Annotated in this window: 17 protein-coding genes; 1 reads left to right on the top strand and 16 read right to left on the bottom strand. The window is 41.7% G+C overall.

Features of this window, described 5'->3' with window-relative positions; genetic code table 11:
- From polA to tig, 3 genes are all read right to left on the bottom strand, one after another.
- The gene (polA, locus tag OCV88_RS14305; RefSeq protein WP_262591393.1) at positions 1-2,652 is read right to left on the bottom strand and encodes a DNA polymerase I; all 2,652 of its coding nucleotides are present in this window, start codon (positions 2,650-2,652) and stop codon (positions 1-3) included.
- 507 nt (positions 2,653-3,159) lie between these two features.
- The gene (locus tag OCV88_RS14310; protein WP_158426123.1) at positions 3,160-3,351 is read right to left on the bottom strand and encodes a DUF6472 family protein; all 192 of its coding nucleotides are present in this window, start codon (positions 3,349-3,351) and stop codon (positions 3,160-3,162) included.
- Between the two features lie 19 nt (positions 3,352-3,370).
- On the bottom strand, positions 3,371-4,336 hold the full coding sequence (gene tig, locus OCV88_RS14315) for a trigger factor (RefSeq protein ID WP_158426124.1): 966 nt from the start codon (positions 4,334-4,336) through the stop codon (positions 3,371-3,373).
- Positions 4,337-4,543: 207 nt separating this feature from the next.
- On the opposite strand from tig, the gene OCV88_RS14320 reads away from it, so the two are divergent.
- Positions 4,544-5,278, top strand: a complete 735-nt coding sequence (locus OCV88_RS14320) for a GTP pyrophosphokinase (protein ID WP_262591395.1) — start codon at positions 4,544-4,546, stop codon at positions 5,276-5,278.
- A 189-nt stretch (positions 5,279-5,467) separates the two neighbouring features.
- Here OCV88_RS14320 and OCV88_RS16105 read toward each other — a convergent pair whose 3' ends face one another.
- The 13 genes from OCV88_RS16105 to phoU form a co-directional block, all read right to left on the bottom strand.
- A complete protein-coding gene (locus OCV88_RS16105; RefSeq protein WP_158426159.1) occupies positions 5,468-5,587 on the bottom strand; it encodes a helix-turn-helix domain-containing protein in 120 nt (39 codons plus the stop codon).
- A gap of 365 nt (positions 5,588-5,952) precedes the next feature.
- Positions 5,953-6,093 (bottom strand): hypothetical protein, encoded by a 141-nt coding sequence (locus OCV88_RS14330; RefSeq protein ID WP_262591397.1) that lies wholly within the window; start codon positions 6,091-6,093, stop codon positions 5,953-5,955.
- Positions 6,090-6,392, bottom strand: coding sequence for a hypothetical protein (locus tag OCV88_RS14335; protein ID WP_158426125.1), 303 nt, complete (start codon positions 6,390-6,392; stop codon positions 6,090-6,092). The genes OCV88_RS14330 and OCV88_RS14335 overlap by 4 nt, the downstream gene beginning before the upstream one ends.
- Positions 6,393-6,404: 12 nt before the next feature.
- Positions 6,405-7,301 (bottom strand): nucleotidyl transferase AbiEii/AbiGii toxin family protein, encoded by an 897-nt coding sequence (locus OCV88_RS14340; RefSeq protein WP_158426126.1) that lies wholly within the window; start codon positions 7,299-7,301, stop codon positions 6,405-6,407.
- The gene (locus OCV88_RS14345) at positions 7,294-7,899 is read right to left on the bottom strand and encodes a type IV toxin-antitoxin system AbiEi family antitoxin domain-containing protein (RefSeq protein ID WP_158426127.1); all 606 of its coding nucleotides are present in this window, start codon (positions 7,897-7,899) and stop codon (positions 7,294-7,296) included. The genes OCV88_RS14340 and OCV88_RS14345 overlap by 8 nt, the downstream gene beginning before the upstream one ends.
- Before the next feature lie 459 nt (positions 7,900-8,358).
- Positions 8,359-9,252, bottom strand: a complete 894-nt coding sequence (locus OCV88_RS14350; RefSeq protein WP_158426128.1) for a LysR family transcriptional regulator — start codon at positions 9,250-9,252, stop codon at positions 8,359-8,361.
- A 94-nt stretch (positions 9,253-9,346) separates the two neighbouring features.
- The gene (locus OCV88_RS14355; protein ID WP_158426129.1) at positions 9,347-10,288 is read right to left on the bottom strand and encodes a thiamine pyrophosphate-dependent enzyme; all 942 of its coding nucleotides are present in this window, start codon (positions 10,286-10,288) and stop codon (positions 9,347-9,349) included.
- Between the two features lie 13 nt (positions 10,289-10,301).
- Positions 10,302-11,480: a pyruvate ferredoxin oxidoreductase gene (gene porA, locus OCV88_RS14360; protein ID WP_158426130.1), complete on the bottom strand. Its 1,179-nt coding sequence runs from the start codon at positions 11,478-11,480 to the stop codon at positions 10,302-10,304.
- Positions 11,480-11,785: a 4Fe-4S binding protein gene (locus OCV88_RS14365; protein ID WP_158426131.1), complete on the bottom strand. Its 306-nt coding sequence runs from the start codon at positions 11,783-11,785 to the stop codon at positions 11,480-11,482. Before OCV88_RS14365 ends, porA begins: the two co-directional genes overlap by 1 nt.
- Positions 11,786-11,795: 10 nt before the next feature.
- Positions 11,796-12,371 carry a 2-oxoacid:acceptor oxidoreductase family protein gene (locus OCV88_RS14370; RefSeq protein ID WP_158426132.1) on the bottom strand — a complete coding sequence of 192 codons (576 nt, stop codon included), beginning with the start codon at positions 12,369-12,371 and terminating at the stop codon, positions 11,796-11,798.
- Positions 12,372-12,759: 388 nt separating this feature from the next.
- A complete protein-coding gene (locus tag OCV88_RS14375) occupies positions 12,760-14,409 on the bottom strand; it encodes a sensor histidine kinase (RefSeq protein WP_158426133.1) in 1,650 nt (549 codons plus the stop codon).
- Positions 14,406-15,083 carry a response regulator gene (locus tag OCV88_RS14380; RefSeq protein WP_158426134.1) on the bottom strand — a complete coding sequence of 226 codons (678 nt, stop codon included), beginning with the start codon at positions 15,081-15,083 and terminating at the stop codon, positions 14,406-14,408. The genes OCV88_RS14375 and OCV88_RS14380 overlap by 4 nt, the downstream gene beginning before the upstream one ends.
- Positions 15,080-15,730, bottom strand: coding sequence for a phosphate signaling complex protein PhoU (gene phoU / locus OCV88_RS14385; protein ID WP_158426135.1), 651 nt, complete (start codon positions 15,728-15,730; stop codon positions 15,080-15,082). Before phoU ends, OCV88_RS14380 begins: the two co-directional genes overlap by 4 nt.

Below are 15,730 nucleotides of genomic sequence, written 5' to 3' on the forward strand. Positions count from 1 at the left end.
CTAGTGGGCTTCATACCAGTTGCTTCCTTCCTTGGTATCCGTCTCCAGACGTACTTCTAAATGCGCGGCATTCTGCATTTCTTCATTCAAAATCTGCTTCACCTGTTCCACTTCATTGTCTGCTGTCTCAATCAGCAGTTCATCATGCACCTGAAGAATCAGCTTTGATTTCAGCTGTTCTTTTTTCAGTCTTGCCCTCACACGGTTCATGGCAATTTTAATAATATCCGCCGCCGTTCCCTGAATAGGCGAATTCATGGCAATACGTTCTCCAAAGGAACGCTGCATAAAATTGCTTGAAAACAGTTCCGGCACCGGCCTTCTCCGTCCGAACATTGTAACAGCATAGCCGGTATCTTTCGCATCCTTTACAAGTCTGTCCAAAAATTCTTTAATACCAGGATACGTTTCAAAATAACTTTTGATATACATTTCCGCTTCTTTTCTTGTAATGCTTAAATCCTGGCTCAGTCCAAAGGAACTGATTCCATAGACAATCCCAAAGTTTACGGCCTTGGCATTTCTTCTCTGCAGATCGGTAACCTCCTCAAAGGGCGTATGGAACACCTGGGAAGCCGTTACCCGATGAATATCTTCTGCATGTCTATATGCCTCAATCAGATTTTTATCCCCAGACATATGGGCCAGCACACGCAGCTCAATCTGAGAATAATCCGCATCCAGAAAAACAAATCCGTCTTTTGGCAGAAATACCTTTCGGATTAGACGCCCAAGCTCCATTCGAATGGGAATATTCTGAAGGTTCGGTTCCGTACTGCTTAAACGTCCGGTTGCTGTAATGGTCTGATTAAAGGTGCCGTGAATCCGCCCGTCTGTTAAAATATATGCGGCAAGTCCGTCTGCATATGTGGATTTCAGCTTCGTCAGCTGACGGTACTCCAGAATATCAGAAACAATTGGGTAATCCAAAGCCAGCTTATCTAAAACATCCGCCGCTGTGGAATAACCTGTTTTTGTTTTTTTGCCATTTGGCATATTCAGTTTATCAAACAAAATTCCCCCCAGCTGCTTTGGAGAATTAATATTAAAACGTTCCCCGGCCTGGTCATAGATTTTTTGTTCCAGTTCCTGAATTTTCACCGACAGCTCTTCTCCATAAATTTTAAGAGCCTCTGCATCCACACAGATTCCTTCCATCTCCATATCCGCCAGTGTAAATGCCAGGGGCATTTCCACCGACCGGTACAGCTTTAACATCTGTGTTTCCTCTAACTGCTTCTCAAGAGCCGTATGGCAGGCCAGGGAAATATAAGCGGTATAGCAGGCAAGACGGTTTAACTCCTCTTCCTTTTCCTCATTGGCTTTTGCAAAACTCAGCTTTCCAATTAAATCCATCCGTGACGGGATCATCAGATTCAGATAATCCTTTGCCAGATCATCATAAGAATATTCATTCTTTAAAGGATTCAATAAATAGGCAGCAATGGTCGTATCAAAACAGCTCTGCTCCTCCGGGATACTGATCTGTTTGAGCAGAGCTTTCAAATCAGGTGTTACAAGCAATGCTGCACAAGATGCCAGCATCTGGATTTTTTCAAGCAGATAGCTTTCTGTTAAAAATCCTTCTGTTTTTATAAAGACCGTTTTTTCTTCAGAAAGGCTCACTGATATTCCATAGATCTGCCCCTTTTCTGCAATCAGGGCAATTCCCGTCGCTGCCTTTGACCGGCCCAGCTCCTGACTGGCTTCCGCAAAAAAGGTCTCCGCCTCATCCAGCATGGTAATGGTTTTAAAATGCTGTTCCGCCTGATTTTTCGGAGTATCCAGTTCAAATCTGGACAGCATATTTTTAAACTCCAGGCGTTTGAAATATACATAAGCTTCTTCTGTATAAAAATCTTTTAAAAGCGCATCTTCGATCTGATATTCAATCCCGGCATGTACATCAATGGCAGCCAGAGTTTTGCTCATACAGGCCATATCATAGTGCTCCCGCAGAGCATTCTGTGCCCGGGGAGGCTTGATCTCCTCCAGATGCTCATAGGCGTTCTCAATACTGTGAAATGCTGTAATCAGATTGGTCGCTGTCTTTTCTCCAATTCCCGGAACCCCCGGGATATTATCCGCCGTGTCTCCCATAAGAGCTTTCACATCAATAAACTCCCCTGGAGTGACCTGATACTTATCCACTACATCACGGGCGTAATAATCCTCAATTTCCGTTCCGGTCCGTTTGGTCTTGGGTATCCGGATTTTTGTATGTTCTGTGGCAAGCTGCAAAAGATCCCGGTCGCCGGACACGATACTGACTTCTAGCCCGGCCTCCTCACACTGCCTTGCAATGGTTCCCAGAATATCATCCGCTTCATACCCTTCTTTTTCCATAATCACAATTCCCATTGCCTGAAGCACTTCTTTCATAACGGGAACCTGCTGGCGCAGTTCCTCTGCCATAGGCTTTCTTGTTCCCTTATAGTCTTCAAACATTTTATGGCGGAAAGTAGGCGCATGAACGTCAAAAGCTACCGTTAAGTAATCCGGCTTTTCTTCATCCAGTATTTTAAATAATATATTTAAAAATCCATACACTGCATTGGTATGCAGGCCCTCAGAGTTGGTGAGATCGGGAATCCCGAAAAAAGCTCTGTTTAAAATACTGTGTCCGTCAATCAATACGATTTTTTTATTCATAAAGTCCTCCATACCAGCGCATCCGCTGCTGATTGCTGCAAAATAGCAAATACTGTATGCGGACATGTACCGTGTACACGTTTCTTCACACAACAGAAAGGATGCTGCACTTTGTTTCTCTTATCATTCTGCAACATCCCTACTGAATTATACTACATTTTTTATCTGGTGTCACCAGTTGAAAATACACTACTCCGACAGATAATCCCGATAATCAGCCTCATCTGAAAAAAGCATATATCTTCCGTCTACAAGTCCCATGTAACCTGCTTCTGTAACATAACCTTTCATTGAATAATCACTCCTTTTGCTGATACGTTTTGTTTCTGTACGTATTTTCGCAAAATCAGAGTACCATAAACAGGACTTTCAGAATATTTTTATGTAATTATGCCGATATCAGAACATCCATCCACCTGCATGACCTCACTCAGAAAACAATAAGGGGGGGGATATTGCAGAACAGCTGATTAATCAGCTATCCTGCAATATCCCCCCCAAAAGGCCCTACATCTGATGCCTTACAATTTTATATTCATCATCAGACTGATAATAAGGACATGCCCGAAATGTACCTGTTAAAAAACGGTACATTTCATCCTCGTCCAGATTTACATCACAGTAATAACAGTCGTCGTCTTCATCGTATATGTAATTGGAACAAAATTCACACATAGATGCGTTTTTACTCCCTGCCATAACTCACACCTGAGAATTTTTATTCCTGAATTGCAGATGCCAGAAGGAAATCCATTGCTTTTCCTGCAGCAATATCCTGTTTCACCAATTCCAGTCCCTGCTCTCCTAGAAGTTCTTTCAGTTTTTCCTGATCCATCTGGTAGCTTACTGCCATGCCCCGCAGCTCTCTTTCCAGTTCCGCTTCCATTACTTCTAAGCCTTCCCGCTTTGCAACTTCTGCTAAAAGGCTCTGGCCTTTGATCATATGCTCTGCCTGAGCAATTGCGCTGTCCTCAAACTGCTGCATGGTCATTCCGTTATATTCCAGATAAGCTTCCAGGGTCTGGCCGCTGTTGGTCAGCTGATTGATAAATCCCTGTTTTAAATTCTCTGCTGCTGTCTCAATATCTTTCTTTGGAACGGTAATTGTTGTAGTTTCCATAATCTTATTGACAATGGCATTCTCAACTTCCACAGACAGTTCCTGTTCTTTATGTTTTACAATTTCACTTTTGATATAGTCTTTAAACTCTGCCAGCGTTTTACACGGAGAAACAGCTGCTGCCATCTCATCTCCTATTTCCGGCATCTTGGCTGTGCGCACTTCCTTGACATCTACCTGAAAAACTGCTGCTTTTCCTGCAAATTCTGCCGCATGATAATTGGCCGGAAAAGAAACCTTTACTTCCACATGATCACCCTTTTTGCTTCCCAGCAGCTGCTCCTCAAATCCGGGAATAAAGGAACCGGAGCCAAGAATAAGTGGATAATCCTTTCCGTCTCCACCCGGAAACGCTTCGCCGTCAATGTAACCTGTAAAATCAATCACAGTTTCATCTCCGGTTTCAGCCTCACCGTCTTTTGCAGCTTTTTTCGCCGCCATTTTCTGGGCGCGTTTTAATTCTGCCTCAATTTCTTCCTCTGTTACAGTTACTTCCTGTTTAGGGATTTTAATTCCTTTATATTCACCTAATACAATTGTTATCTTTTCCGCTGTTTCGCTCATATTAATCCTCCAAAATTTTTCATTTACATAGAACTTGTTTCAGTATACGTTATCCCACAAAAGATTGCCAGCTATTTTTATATTTTGTTCATGAATTTTTCAGGAAATGGTAATAGCAATCGAAAACATGTCATAGTATAATAAATGCGCTGAAAACAGTTAAAATACAGTAAGAAAAAATACTCCGAAAGGAAACAGAACGTACAAATGAAACACACACAGACAGATGATCTGCAGCAGGAAGATAAACAGATGGAATTGATAAACTCTCTATCCATGGAAGATGTCCTGAAAATAGAACATCCCGAACTTCTTTTAAATAAGGTTGAGCCCTTCAGCCGTCTGATGATGCAGTATAAATGCGCAATTATGGAAATTGAAACAAAGCTTCAGGTTCTGAATGAAGAGTTCTCCATGAATTACAACCGCAATCCCATTGAAGATATCCGGACAAGAATAAAAAAACCTCTGAGTATCGTGGATAAAATGAAACGAAAAGGTTTTCCCTTCTCTGTGGAAAGCATCGAACAAAATCTGTTTGATGTTGCAGGAATCAAAGTTATCTGTTCTTTTCCGGAAGATATCTACACTGTCCGGGATCTGCTGATCAAACAGGATGATATTACACTTGTGGAAGAAAAAGATTACATAAAAAATCCGAAACCCAACGGATACCGCAGTCTGCACCTTCTGGTAGAAATCCCTATCTTTCTTGCAAAGGAAAAAAAAGCTATGAAAGCTGAGATTCAGCTCAGATCTATAGCTATGGAATGCTGGGCCAGTCTGGAACATAAAATGAAGTATAAAAAAGATATCAAAAATGCTGATGAGATTTCACAAAAACTGATTCGCTGTGCAGAAATCAGTTTTGAACTGGATAAGCAAATGCAGGAGCTTCGAAGTGAAATTGATGAAGACAATCCGGAAACACAGTATCTTTAATATCTCTTCAAATAACATGTAACGGAGAGGAAAATGGTTGTCGTTAACCAGCTTTTTCTCTTTTTATAGGAATAGAAATAGGGAAGGCATCGACTCGGTAAGTGGCTGCCTTCCCTATTCATGACTGTCTATTAACCGGCAAGACAGTCCATTTATTACCAGTATATTACTGCTCTTTTTTCTCTTTATTTATTCCAAGAAATACTCAACTGATACATTGAAATATTTAGAAAGTGCTTTTAAATTTATTACACTGGGAACACTCCTTCCAGCTTTCCACTTTGACAAGGTAGTTTGAAAAATTCCAATATCTTTTGAAACTCTGTATGAAGTGTTTGAGCAGCTTTTACAAAAATTTGGTGTTACTCCATATAAAGTCGTAAAGGAAGTTTAATACCACCAATCCTTTTGTAATTGCCAAATGTTTACATATAGAAGTGTATTTCCAACTTGCCTCATCTGAATTCAAGTCCCGCTCTCGCGAGACTTGGTGCGCGATTCGGGTCCGCTTTGCTGACAATATTCTATTCCCAAGCGCTGCACCTCCTCGCGGAGCGTATATCAGATGGGGGTTCAATATAAATAAAGTCTTTTTCTTCGGACAGAACGCGTTGCAGGCATTTCATCTATTTCCTCTCTGTGTTCCGCAAAAACAAGACCGTATTTTTTACCGTTCACATCTTTTTGAGGTCAGAAAGGCAGGACCGCAAATTGCCGGTGTTCTCATCTTGCGGAGCAGCAGCAATAAAACTGTGAATTTCTTTGATTTTCGCAAGCAAATCCTCACGTTTTTGTTTTGATATGTTTGTACTCATTGCTTGTCCTCCATTTGCTTTTTGAGAAGTTTCGCCTGCAAAATATCCCTCTGCATAGCTAACTCGGCAACAATTTGATCATTGGTCGATTGGTTAAACGGCACAGAAGATATCGCGAGTTTTGCAGAAGTAACACCCGCTACAGCTTTATCATTAATTCTCAACTCTTGAATCTTTTTAATCGCATTATTACGGTCAAGATATCCTGCTCCTTGATAACTTTGTATGATGTTTTCTCTTTCCGCTATGTCTTTTATCAGCGATTCTTTCTCACATATATCTTTTATAGGATTACTCATCAAAAATTCTCCTTATTTCCATTCGCAATATAAAACAGTCCATTGTTTTGTGAAATTTTTGCTTTCTATCGCAGCCACAAAAGGCTGGATAAGAAATATTTTTATAGTTTTTAATACAGCACTAAAGTCATCAGTTTTTGTATCAATTTTTCGACAAAAAGCTTTCCATTTCTTTTGCATAGCAGAATCATCTGCAAAACGCATAACTTGCTCAAACTGTTCAATCGTAAATGCGTGTCCACGATTTTCAAATGTCTTTTTAAGTGCTTCGGTCAAGACTTTACCGTCAAAGTCAAACTTATTGGCAAGGTAATAAATATCATAATAATCTTTCATTCGGCTTGAAAATTCCATCAAGCTGAGGATTGTATCGAGCTTTTCGGCAATAGTTGTTTCAAGAGAATATGTATTTACTGTCGGAGCAGTAAAATCATCAAGCTGTGTTGGAATTTTTCGTTTCTCTTGCTTCGGTACGATAACATCGCCGACACCAAAATCAATACTGAACGGCGTTTTGGTATTTTTGATACATGCTACAAGTGAAGCACCGATACCTGCATACTTCTTTTGTATAGCAATCGGCGCAATGTCTTTAACTTCAAAAGTAATAAAATCATTTTCTGTTGGAACAGCAATGATTTCCTCTAACACAATTTTTAACTGTTCAGGAGTATTGGGAACTTTTCGAAGAAGAAAATCTACATCCACCGTTACTCGGCTGTCAAAATCAGTAACCGAATATATAAACAATCCGCCCTTTAGTACAAGGTTTTCTGCAAACTTTGATTTTTCTAAGCGACGCAGAAACTCCTCTTGGCAAAAAAGCTGCAAGCAGAGCTGATAACTTCTACCACTTTCTTTTGCCTTATTTTTTAGTCTTGCAAGTACGGACGCAGCTATATCAGCCATTAAGAAGCACCTCCATTACATTCATAAGTTTGCTGTAAACACGCATTTCCTTTGCGTATTTTGAAAGATTACTTAAATTCTTTTTATCATCTGCGACATAGGCGTTAAGAGCTTTATTAAACAGCTCATTGTCGAGCTTGGTACGATATTTAAAGCAATCGCAAATAGTACGCTCACGGTCATAAACAGTAAGTTTTACTCCATTAAAATTGCTTTCTGTTTTTCCAATTTCAAATTGAGAATTTTGAATATAATATATTTTCATAGGCAAAGTATCAAATTTCAGTCTTGTTCTTGAAAATGTCCTTGGAACAGCGATAGACCATTGTCTTGGTGCAAAATCACTGTATCTATAGTAAAAAAGTGCAGACTCAACGCAAATAATACCTTCAGGAAGAAGCGAGGCAAGTATTTGTTCCTCTTTTATATCTTTTTTCTCGGCAAGCTGATAATATCCATGCCGTATACGCTCGATATATCCGTCATTGCACAAATTGGCAACATCAAAATTCGAAAGTCCTGCGGAAACAAATTCGGAAGTTTTAGCAATGCCACCTGCATTACTTATTATCTTTTCAGCAGTTCTCTTTTTATCCATTCATACACCAACTTTCAAATTACAATTATCTAAAACTGTGTTCTGAAAATATTCTAATACAAAAGGGAATGAATATCAACAACTTTTAACACACAGTTTCTTGAAAAAGCAGATCAAAAATATTATTAAAACAGTCAGACAGAATTACCACCCTATACGCAAGATTAAGTCGTGATGATGACAAAAACGGCATAGCAGCTTGCTATACCGTTTCAACACAACAATATTTAATTTGAGATACAAAACACTTGGGACGCCTTCCTTACGGAGGGTTCCCTAACACAAAAGCTTCTTTTTTTCAAGTCTCGCTCTTGCGAGACTTGGTGCACGATTCAGGTCAGCTTTGCTGACAACATTCTATTCTCAAGCGCTGTACCTCCTGGCGGAGCGTAGATCAGATGGAGGATTAACATCCGACACTGATACCAATTCGTTACTCACCGCCTGCTAAGGCAAAAGTCATCCCACATCTGATATGTTTTCTTTCTTGTACTTTTCAATCACATGCCGGTACAGTGTCTTCACCGCAGGCGCCATAAAATCCGGATTCAATACGGATATTCCAATAATCCGGCAGGCCGGCGGCTCTAAAGGATAGACATCTACAGAATAAGGAATATCCCGCATCACAAGCTCGGGCATAATACAGATTCCAAATCCTTCCGCTACAATGGCGATTGTAGATAAATCATCCACCACATGATAGGCTGACTGAACATTGAGATTATTTTCACGCAGAAATTTCTGAATATCCGCATCGGTACTCTCCATCTGAGATACAAAAATACACTCCCTCATCTCTTCGATGGTCATCTTTTCTGAAGCTTTGGCTTTCGAAAATGTTTTGGGAACTACACAAAGCAGAGGATCCTTGCACAGAGGTTCAATGGGAAGATCTCCTGCGCTTGAAACAGATAAGAATCCCATATCCACAATACCGTTTTTAATCCAGTATGCCACATCCGCATAAGTCCCCTGATATATTTCCAGTTTAATTCCCGGATATTCTTCTGCAAAAGAATGGATAATATCCGTCATCCAGTTTGTACACACGCTGGAAAAGCAGCCCACCTTTACAATTCCCTGCTGCAGGCCGTTCAGCTGTGAAACCGCCTGTTTCAGACTCTCCTCGCTGTTTAGCACTGCATTAATATATGGCAGCAGTTTCTCTCCGTAATTGGTCAGTGAAATTCCCGACTTACTTCTTGCAAACAGAGAAAAGCCAAGCTCCTGTTCCATGGCTGAAATTGCATGACTCACTGCCGAAGGAGTCAGATTCAGTATTTCTGATGCTTTCCGAAAGCTTCCCTGTTCCACCACTGTCTGGAATACCTGATAAGCTAGCAATGTCATGATAGTTCTCCTTAAATCCGAGCCAGTCCCGTCCAAAAACCATTCTATGATCTCTCAATGACCGAGATCTGTTCTCCCGGCAGATTCAACATTATTATCTGGCACACTTATACAGCAGATCTTCCCATCGCCGGTCAACTTCCTGCTGGAACTGGGCCAGCAAATCTTCATTTTCTTTTTTAAACAAATGCTTAAATCTTCCCTGCTCCCTTAAGAAATCTTCAATGGGAAGCTTTTTCTTTGGTTCATAATTTAAAATCCATTTCCCGTGATCCACTTCAAACAGCGGCCAGTAGCAGGTTTCCACTGCCAGCTTACAGATCTTCATAATTTCCGGAGTATTATATCTCCATCCTCTTGGACATGGTGTCAGCACATTTAAAAATGCCGCCCCTTCTGTGTAAATTGCCTTTTCCGATTTTTTGTGAATGTCAGAGAAATTGCCCAGAGTCGTTGTCTGAGCCACATATGGAACATCATGATCAGCAATGATACTGGCAAGATCTTTTCTGTTCTGCATTTTGCCATTGGAATGGGAGCCAACCGGAGTGGTTGTAGTATCTGCATACATAGGGGTTGCAGAAGACCGCTGAATACCCGTGTTCATATAGGCTCCGTTATCATAGCATACATAAACCATATCATGATTCCGCTCCATGGCTCCTGATAAGGACTGAAAACCGATGTCGTAAGTACCACCATCTCCGCCGAAAGCAATGAATTTGCAGGTCTCATCTTTCGGAAGCTTTCCTCTTTTTTTCAGCGCCCGGTATGCTGCCTCCACACCGCTTAATGTGGAACCTGCATTTTCAAAGGCATTATGTATATAACTGTCTTCCCAGGATGTATATGGATACATAAAGGAAGACACCTCCAGACATCCTGTGGCATTTCCGATTACCGCATGGTCTCCCTCATGAAGGGCCCGAAGAACCGCCCGAACCGCAATGGTGGCGCCGCATCCGGCGCACATTCTGTGTCCCGGAGCCAGACGTTCCGGTTTACTCATTACTTCTTTAAAATTATATCCGCTCATCATCTGCCTCCTTCTACCGCAGTCCTATATACTTAAACTGTTCTGCCGGCGCACCGTTCTCTACAATGTTCTGCAGTTCCAAAAATACACCCTTTGCATCTTCCACCGTAAAATCACGGCCTCCAAGACCGTACATATAATTCACAGCTTCTGTCATTACCCGGTTCTGATATAGCGCTGCTGTCACTTCACTGCCAAGAACGCCGCCATTGGTATTATAGCTTTCGCACCGGTCCAGAATCGCCACCGCCTTACAGCCCTTCAGAGCTTCTGCAATCTCTTTGGCCGGAAACGGACGGAATACTCTTAATTTTAAAATACCTGCTTTTACACCGCTTTCTCTAAGCTCATCCACTGCATCTTTGGCAGTCCCGGCAGCAGAGCCAATCAGCAGCATTACATACTGGGCATCCTCCATTTTATATTCTTCAAAAAATCCATACTCTCTTCCGGATATACCTGCAAATTCCCTGGCAACATCCAAAATTACCTGTTTTGCATTTTCAAGGGCAATCAGCTGATTCTTTTTCCCTTCCATAACATAATTGGAAACAGCATAAGGGCCCACGGAAACCGGTTTCCCTGGATTTAGCAAAAACTCCTCCGGCTCATACTCACCAACAAAAGTTTTTACAACATCATCTTCTAAAAGCTCAATATTTTCCACTGCATGGCTGGTAATAAATCCGTCCTGGCAGATCATAATGGGAAGGCGTACATCTTTATGCTCCGCTATACGGTAAGCCTGAATAAAATTGTCATATGCTTCCTGATTGTTTTCCGCATAGATCTGAATCCAGCCGGTATCTCTTGCCCCCATGCCGTCAGAATGATCGCAGTTAATATTAATCGGGCCGGACAGCGTTCTAAGCACCAGCGCTAAAGCTACCGGCAGACGGTTTGATGCCGCAAGCAGCAGCTCTTCCCACATAAATGCCAGCCCCGCTGAAGATGTGGCAGTAAGCGTTCTAGCTCCCGCCGCAGAGGCGCCAATTGCCGCACTCATGGATGAGTGCTCACTCTCCACCGGTATAAATTCCGTATCTATCTCACCGTTGGCGATATAGGAAGAAACCATCTGGGGAATTTCCGTGGACGGAGTGATGGGAAACGCCGGCATAACATCCGGATTAATCTGTCTGATTGCATAGGAAACAGCCTCGTTTCCTGACATACGTTCTTTCACTGCCATTACTCGATTCCCTCCCTCATTGTAATTGCCCCAAAGGGACATACTTCTGCACAGATCCCGCATCCTTTACAGTGATCTAGATCAAATGCTTCCCGCTTAGCATCCTTTACCGGAATACTGCTGTCCGGACAAACCGGCGCACACAGCAGGCACTGTTTACATTTATCTTCATGATAAACAGGAGTATAATTTCTCCACTCACCGGTTTTAAATAATCTGGACGTTCCAGCAGCACAGACGCGCATACCTTCCGTCATTTCCGTATGAGATGAATGTTCATTAATTTTCGTAATATCTGTTCTCATATGTACCTCCCTAACAGCCCACAGCATCAAATGCCATCTCAAGAGCTTTCATGTTTCCGGCAATTACTTCCGGTTTTTTAGCAAATTTATGCTCATAAGAAGCTTTCATTTCATTTAAAAATTTATCTTTTTCCATGACCTGGCTGGTTGCCACTACAGCTGCCAGCATAGGGGAGTTTGGAAAATATTTTCCCAGGGCTTCTTCTGAAATCACTCTCGCATCAACGGTCACTACTCTTCCGGAGTACCCATTTAAGGAAGGTCTTATTTCCTCCGCCGATCTGGAAGTATTAACAATAATCGCTCCCTGTTCTTTTAATCCGGCAGTCACGTCCACAGAATGAAGCAGCGTTTCATCTACAACTACTACATAATCCGGATCATAAATATTAGAATGCACCCGGATCTTGCCATCACTAATCCGGTTATAGGCTGTAATAGGAGCGCCCATACGCTCCGGACCATATTCCGGAAATCCCTGTACATACTTTCCAGTTTTAAAAGCAACGTCAGCCAGCAGCAGCGCTGCTGTTTTGGCACCCTGGCCGCCCCGGCCGTGCCACCTGATTTCAATTCCTTTTTCCATTTCTGATTCCTCATTTTCTATATTATATCCTTGCAAGTCTCGCTCTCGCCAGACGGATAAGATTCGCACCAGATTATTATAGACAGTTGTTTTATCAATGTAAATAGTTAAAATGAATTTTATTCAATACAAACCTGAAACTTTTTCACTTATTATACAGGATAACGTATAAAAAGAATCCTGTCACGGCAGGATTCTTCGCCTGCGGCGGGTTGTGTAAACAACATGATTCCACTCCGCCGCAGTGCGATCCACAGCCGAGCGTTTTTTGCTCTATAGGAATCGGCACTTTTCTGCCTTATCACAACACGGTATTTCCTATAGAGTAAAATAAGAAGATGTCTCTTTCTATGAGCCTTAAAATCCATAGAAAGAGACATCCTCCCAATTAAAATATGATAGATATTTTTGTTCCTTTTCCAACTTCACTTTCCAGTGTAATCTCTGCATTATGATATGCGGCTCCGTGTTTTACAATGGAAAGTCCAAGTCCGGTTCCTCCGATATCTTTGGAATGACTTTTATCTACACGATAAAACCGTTCAAAAATCCGCTCCTGCTCCTCACGGGGAATCCCGATACCGGTATCTTCTACTGTAAGAACCGTACGTTTTTCCTTCTTTTTCAATGAAACAGTTACTTTTCCCTTTTCCACATTGTATTTTACAGCATTGTCGCAAAGGTTATATACAATTTCATTCAATATAGAAGGAATACCAAGGATCACGCAGTCTTCTGTTTTCACCAGAAAAGAAATATTTTTCTTTGCTGCCGGAACTTCTAGAGTCTCCACAACGGACTCCACAACTTCCGCCATATTCACCATCTCTTTCTGCTCTGTCATATCCGGCTCTTCCAGCTTGGATAATTTAATAATATCTCCTACCAGAGCAATCAGACGCTGGGCTTCTTTATAAATAATATTTGCAAAATGGGGAACATCTTCCTGCTTTACAAGGCCGTTTCCCATAATTTCAGCAGTTCCTGAAATAGATGTCAGCGGAGTTTTCAGCTCATGAGATACATTGGTGGTAAACTCTCTCCTTAATGCATCCCGCTGCTCCTTTTCCGTTACATCCATAATAACTACAATGGCGCCGGAAAGCACTTCATCCTGAAAGACAGGATTTGCAAACAGCTGATAATAATGCTCTCCAAATTTCATGGACTGTTCATTGTGTTTTCCTTCCAGGGCAAGGGTAATTGCTTTCTGAAAGTTCTCACTGCGGTTTAAGTGCAGTACATTTTCATGCTCCACCTCTCCTTGAACATCCAAAAGAACCAGAGCGCTTGTATTATATGATAATAATTTCTGTTTTGTATCTACAACCAGAAATCCCTCTGTCATATTTTCGGTAATTGCAGCAAACTCTACCTGCTGTCTGGTAAGCTCCTGCATCTGTTTTTTAATCTGTCTGTTCTGATGTTCAATTTTCCGCAAAAACGGAGCCAGTTCTTCATAAGCCTCCGCCTTCTCAGGATGCTCCAGATCAATATCATTAAAAGGTTTCACAATTCTTTTAGAAAGCCGGTATGCAAAAATCGCCGCAACAATCAACGCAATTGCAACAATTGCCAGAATCGGCTGAATCATGCCAAGCACAATATGAAGCATCGTATCATAATCAGAGGATACACGAAGAATCGTCTGATCATCCAGCCTGATGGCATAATTGATTGTTTTCTCATCCAGGGTCTTTGAATATCTTGTGCTGAACCCGTCGCCTTTTTCCAGGGCATTTTCTACTTCTTCACGGTCCCCATGGTTTTCCATAGAAGCCGCATCTGCTTTGTTATCATATAAAACTGCTCCGTCAGTTCCAATCCAGGTAATCCTGCAGTTTTTCATGGGCAGATCATTCAGATAGTCAAGGCCGTTTAGTTCAACGCCTTTTCCGATAAATACCGCCTCATTTTTCAGTTCCGTGACATACTGTTTATCAAAATAATTGTATAAAACCCCCATGATCAGGCTCACACAAATAGCCAGCATACACAGAATTAAAATTACCATGGAACGAAATGTTTTTTTAATCATTTTTCCTCTCCACTCAGACGATAACCTACTCCTCGAACAGTTTTTACCAGTTTTCCACACTCTCTAAGCTTCTGCCTGAGGGTCCGCACATGCACATCCACAGTACGGCTCTCCCCATCAAAGGCATATCCCCAGATTTTATCCTGAATCTGCTCTCTTGTAAACACCATTTCAGGATGGGAAATCATTAAATTTAACAGCTCAAATTCTTTTAAAGTCAACTCCACTATCTGCCCGCTGACACGGACCTGATGCTTATCAGGATAAACTGCAAGCTCACCAATCTGGTAACAGGTCTCTGTTGTCTCCTCTCTGGTCCTTCTAAGCAGAGCCTTAATTCTAGAAATCAGTTCCATCATTCCAAAGGGCTTAGAAACATAATCATCCGCTCCGGAATCAAGTCCTCTCACTTTGTCATATTCACTGCTTTTTGCAGTTAGAAGAATGACAGGAAGTTTGTGGGTATCTGCTCTGTCCCGCAGGCGTTTTAATATCTCCACACCATCCTCCTCCGGAAGCATAATATCCAGCAAAAGCAGTGACGGACGCTCCTTTTCAAGCTGCTGCCAGAAATCTGACGGACGTTCAAAGCCCATAGCTTCCATTCCAGAATTTTTAAGACTGTATACAACCAGTTCACGGATACTATTATCATCCTCTAAAATATAAATCATTCGTTATCTCCTGCCCGTTCTCCTGTGATGGAATATTCCACCCACTCAGCAATGTTTACAGCATGATCTCCGATTCGTTCATAATACTTCGCAACCATTAGAAGATCCATGCAGGAACCGCTCTCCTCCGGATGCGCATGAAGCAGATTGATAATCTGATCTTTAATCTGCTGGAACTTCCCGTCTACAAAATCATCTGCCTCCATAACTTTCCGGGCCAGATCAATATCACGGCGGACAAAAGAATCTACACTGTCAGTTACCATTCTTATGGTCGCTTCTGCCATATCCTTCATTGGAAGCTCATCAAAGATCTCTTTATTTTTCAGATGTTTTGTAATATCTACAATATCAAATGCCTGATCTCCGATACGTTCCATATCAGATATCATCCTTAAGGCTGCAGATATCAGCCTCAGATCTCCTGCCACCGGCTGCTGGCGCAGTAACATCTTCATGCAGAGAGCCTCAATATCACGTTCTTTCTGGTCAACATCCTGTTCTAAGTGGGCCACTTCCTTAATTAAAGCTTCATTGTTTACAAGCAGCGTCTTTACGGTAGCGGAAATGGCCCTCTCGCAGAGGGCTCCCATCTGAATCAGTTCCACATGTAAAGTCTCAAGCTGCTCTTCGTATGTTTTTCTCAT

Source organism: Brotonthovivens ammoniilytica (genome assembly GCF_025566885.1).
Classification (GTDB): domain Bacteria; phylum Bacillota; class Clostridia; order Lachnospirales; family Lachnospiraceae; genus Brotonthovivens; species Brotonthovivens ammoniilytica.

Bases quoted from the DNA above. Each gene is read 5' to 3' on its own strand.
- OCV88_RS14370 (WP_158426132.1), bottom strand. From the start codon at position 12,371: ATGGAAAAAGGAATTGAAATCAGGTGGCACGGCCGGGGCGGCCAGGGT.
- OCV88_RS14340 (WP_158426126.1), bottom strand. From the start codon at position 7,301: ATGGCTGATATAGCTGCGTCCGTACTTGCAAGACTAAAAAATAAGGCA.
- OCV88_RS14380 (WP_158426134.1), bottom strand. From the start codon at position 15,083: ATGATTTATATTTTAGAGGATGATAATAGTATCCGTGAACTGGTTGTA.
- OCV88_RS14310 (WP_158426123.1), bottom strand. From the start codon at position 3,351: ATGGCAGGGAGTAAAAACGCATCTATGTGTGAATTTTGTTCCAATTAC.
- phoU (WP_158426135.1), bottom strand. From the start codon at position 15,730: ATGAGAAAAACATACGAAGAGCAGCTTGAGACTTTACATGTGGAACTG.
- OCV88_RS14335 (WP_158426125.1), bottom strand. From the start codon at position 6,392: ATGAGTAATCCTATAAAAGATATATGTGAGAAAGAATCGCTGATAAAA.
- OCV88_RS14365 (WP_158426131.1), bottom strand. From the start codon at position 11,785: ATGAGAACAGATATTACGAAAATTAATGAACATTCATCTCATACGGAA.
- OCV88_RS14355 (WP_158426129.1), bottom strand. From the start codon at position 10,288: ATGAGCGGATATAATTTTAAAGAAGTAATGAGTAAACCGGAACGTCTG.
- OCV88_RS14375 (WP_158426133.1), bottom strand. From the start codon at position 14,409: ATGATTAAAAAAACATTTCGTTCCATGGTAATTTTAATTCTGTGTATG.
- porA (WP_158426130.1), bottom strand. From the start codon at position 11,480: ATGGCAGTGAAAGAACGTATGTCAGGAAACGAGGCTGTTTCCTATGCA.
- OCV88_RS14330 (WP_262591397.1), bottom strand. From the start codon at position 6,093: ATGAGTACAAACATATCAAAACAAAAACGTGAGGATTTGCTTGCGAAA.
- OCV88_RS14320 (WP_262591395.1), top strand. From the start codon at position 4,544: ATGAAACACACACAGACAGATGATCTGCAGCAGGAAGATAAACAGATG.
- polA (WP_262591393.1), bottom strand. From the start codon at position 2,652: ATGAATAAAAAAATCGTATTGATTGACGGACACAGTATTTTAAACAGA.
- tig (WP_158426124.1), bottom strand. From the start codon at position 4,336: ATGAGCGAAACAGCGGAAAAGATAACAATTGTATTAGGTGAATATAAA.
- OCV88_RS14350 (WP_158426128.1), bottom strand. From the start codon at position 9,252: ATGACATTGCTAGCTTATCAGGTATTCCAGACAGTGGTGGAACAGGGA.
- OCV88_RS14345 (WP_158426127.1), bottom strand. From the start codon at position 7,899: ATGGATAAAAAGAGAACTGCTGAAAAGATAATAAGTAATGCAGGTGGC.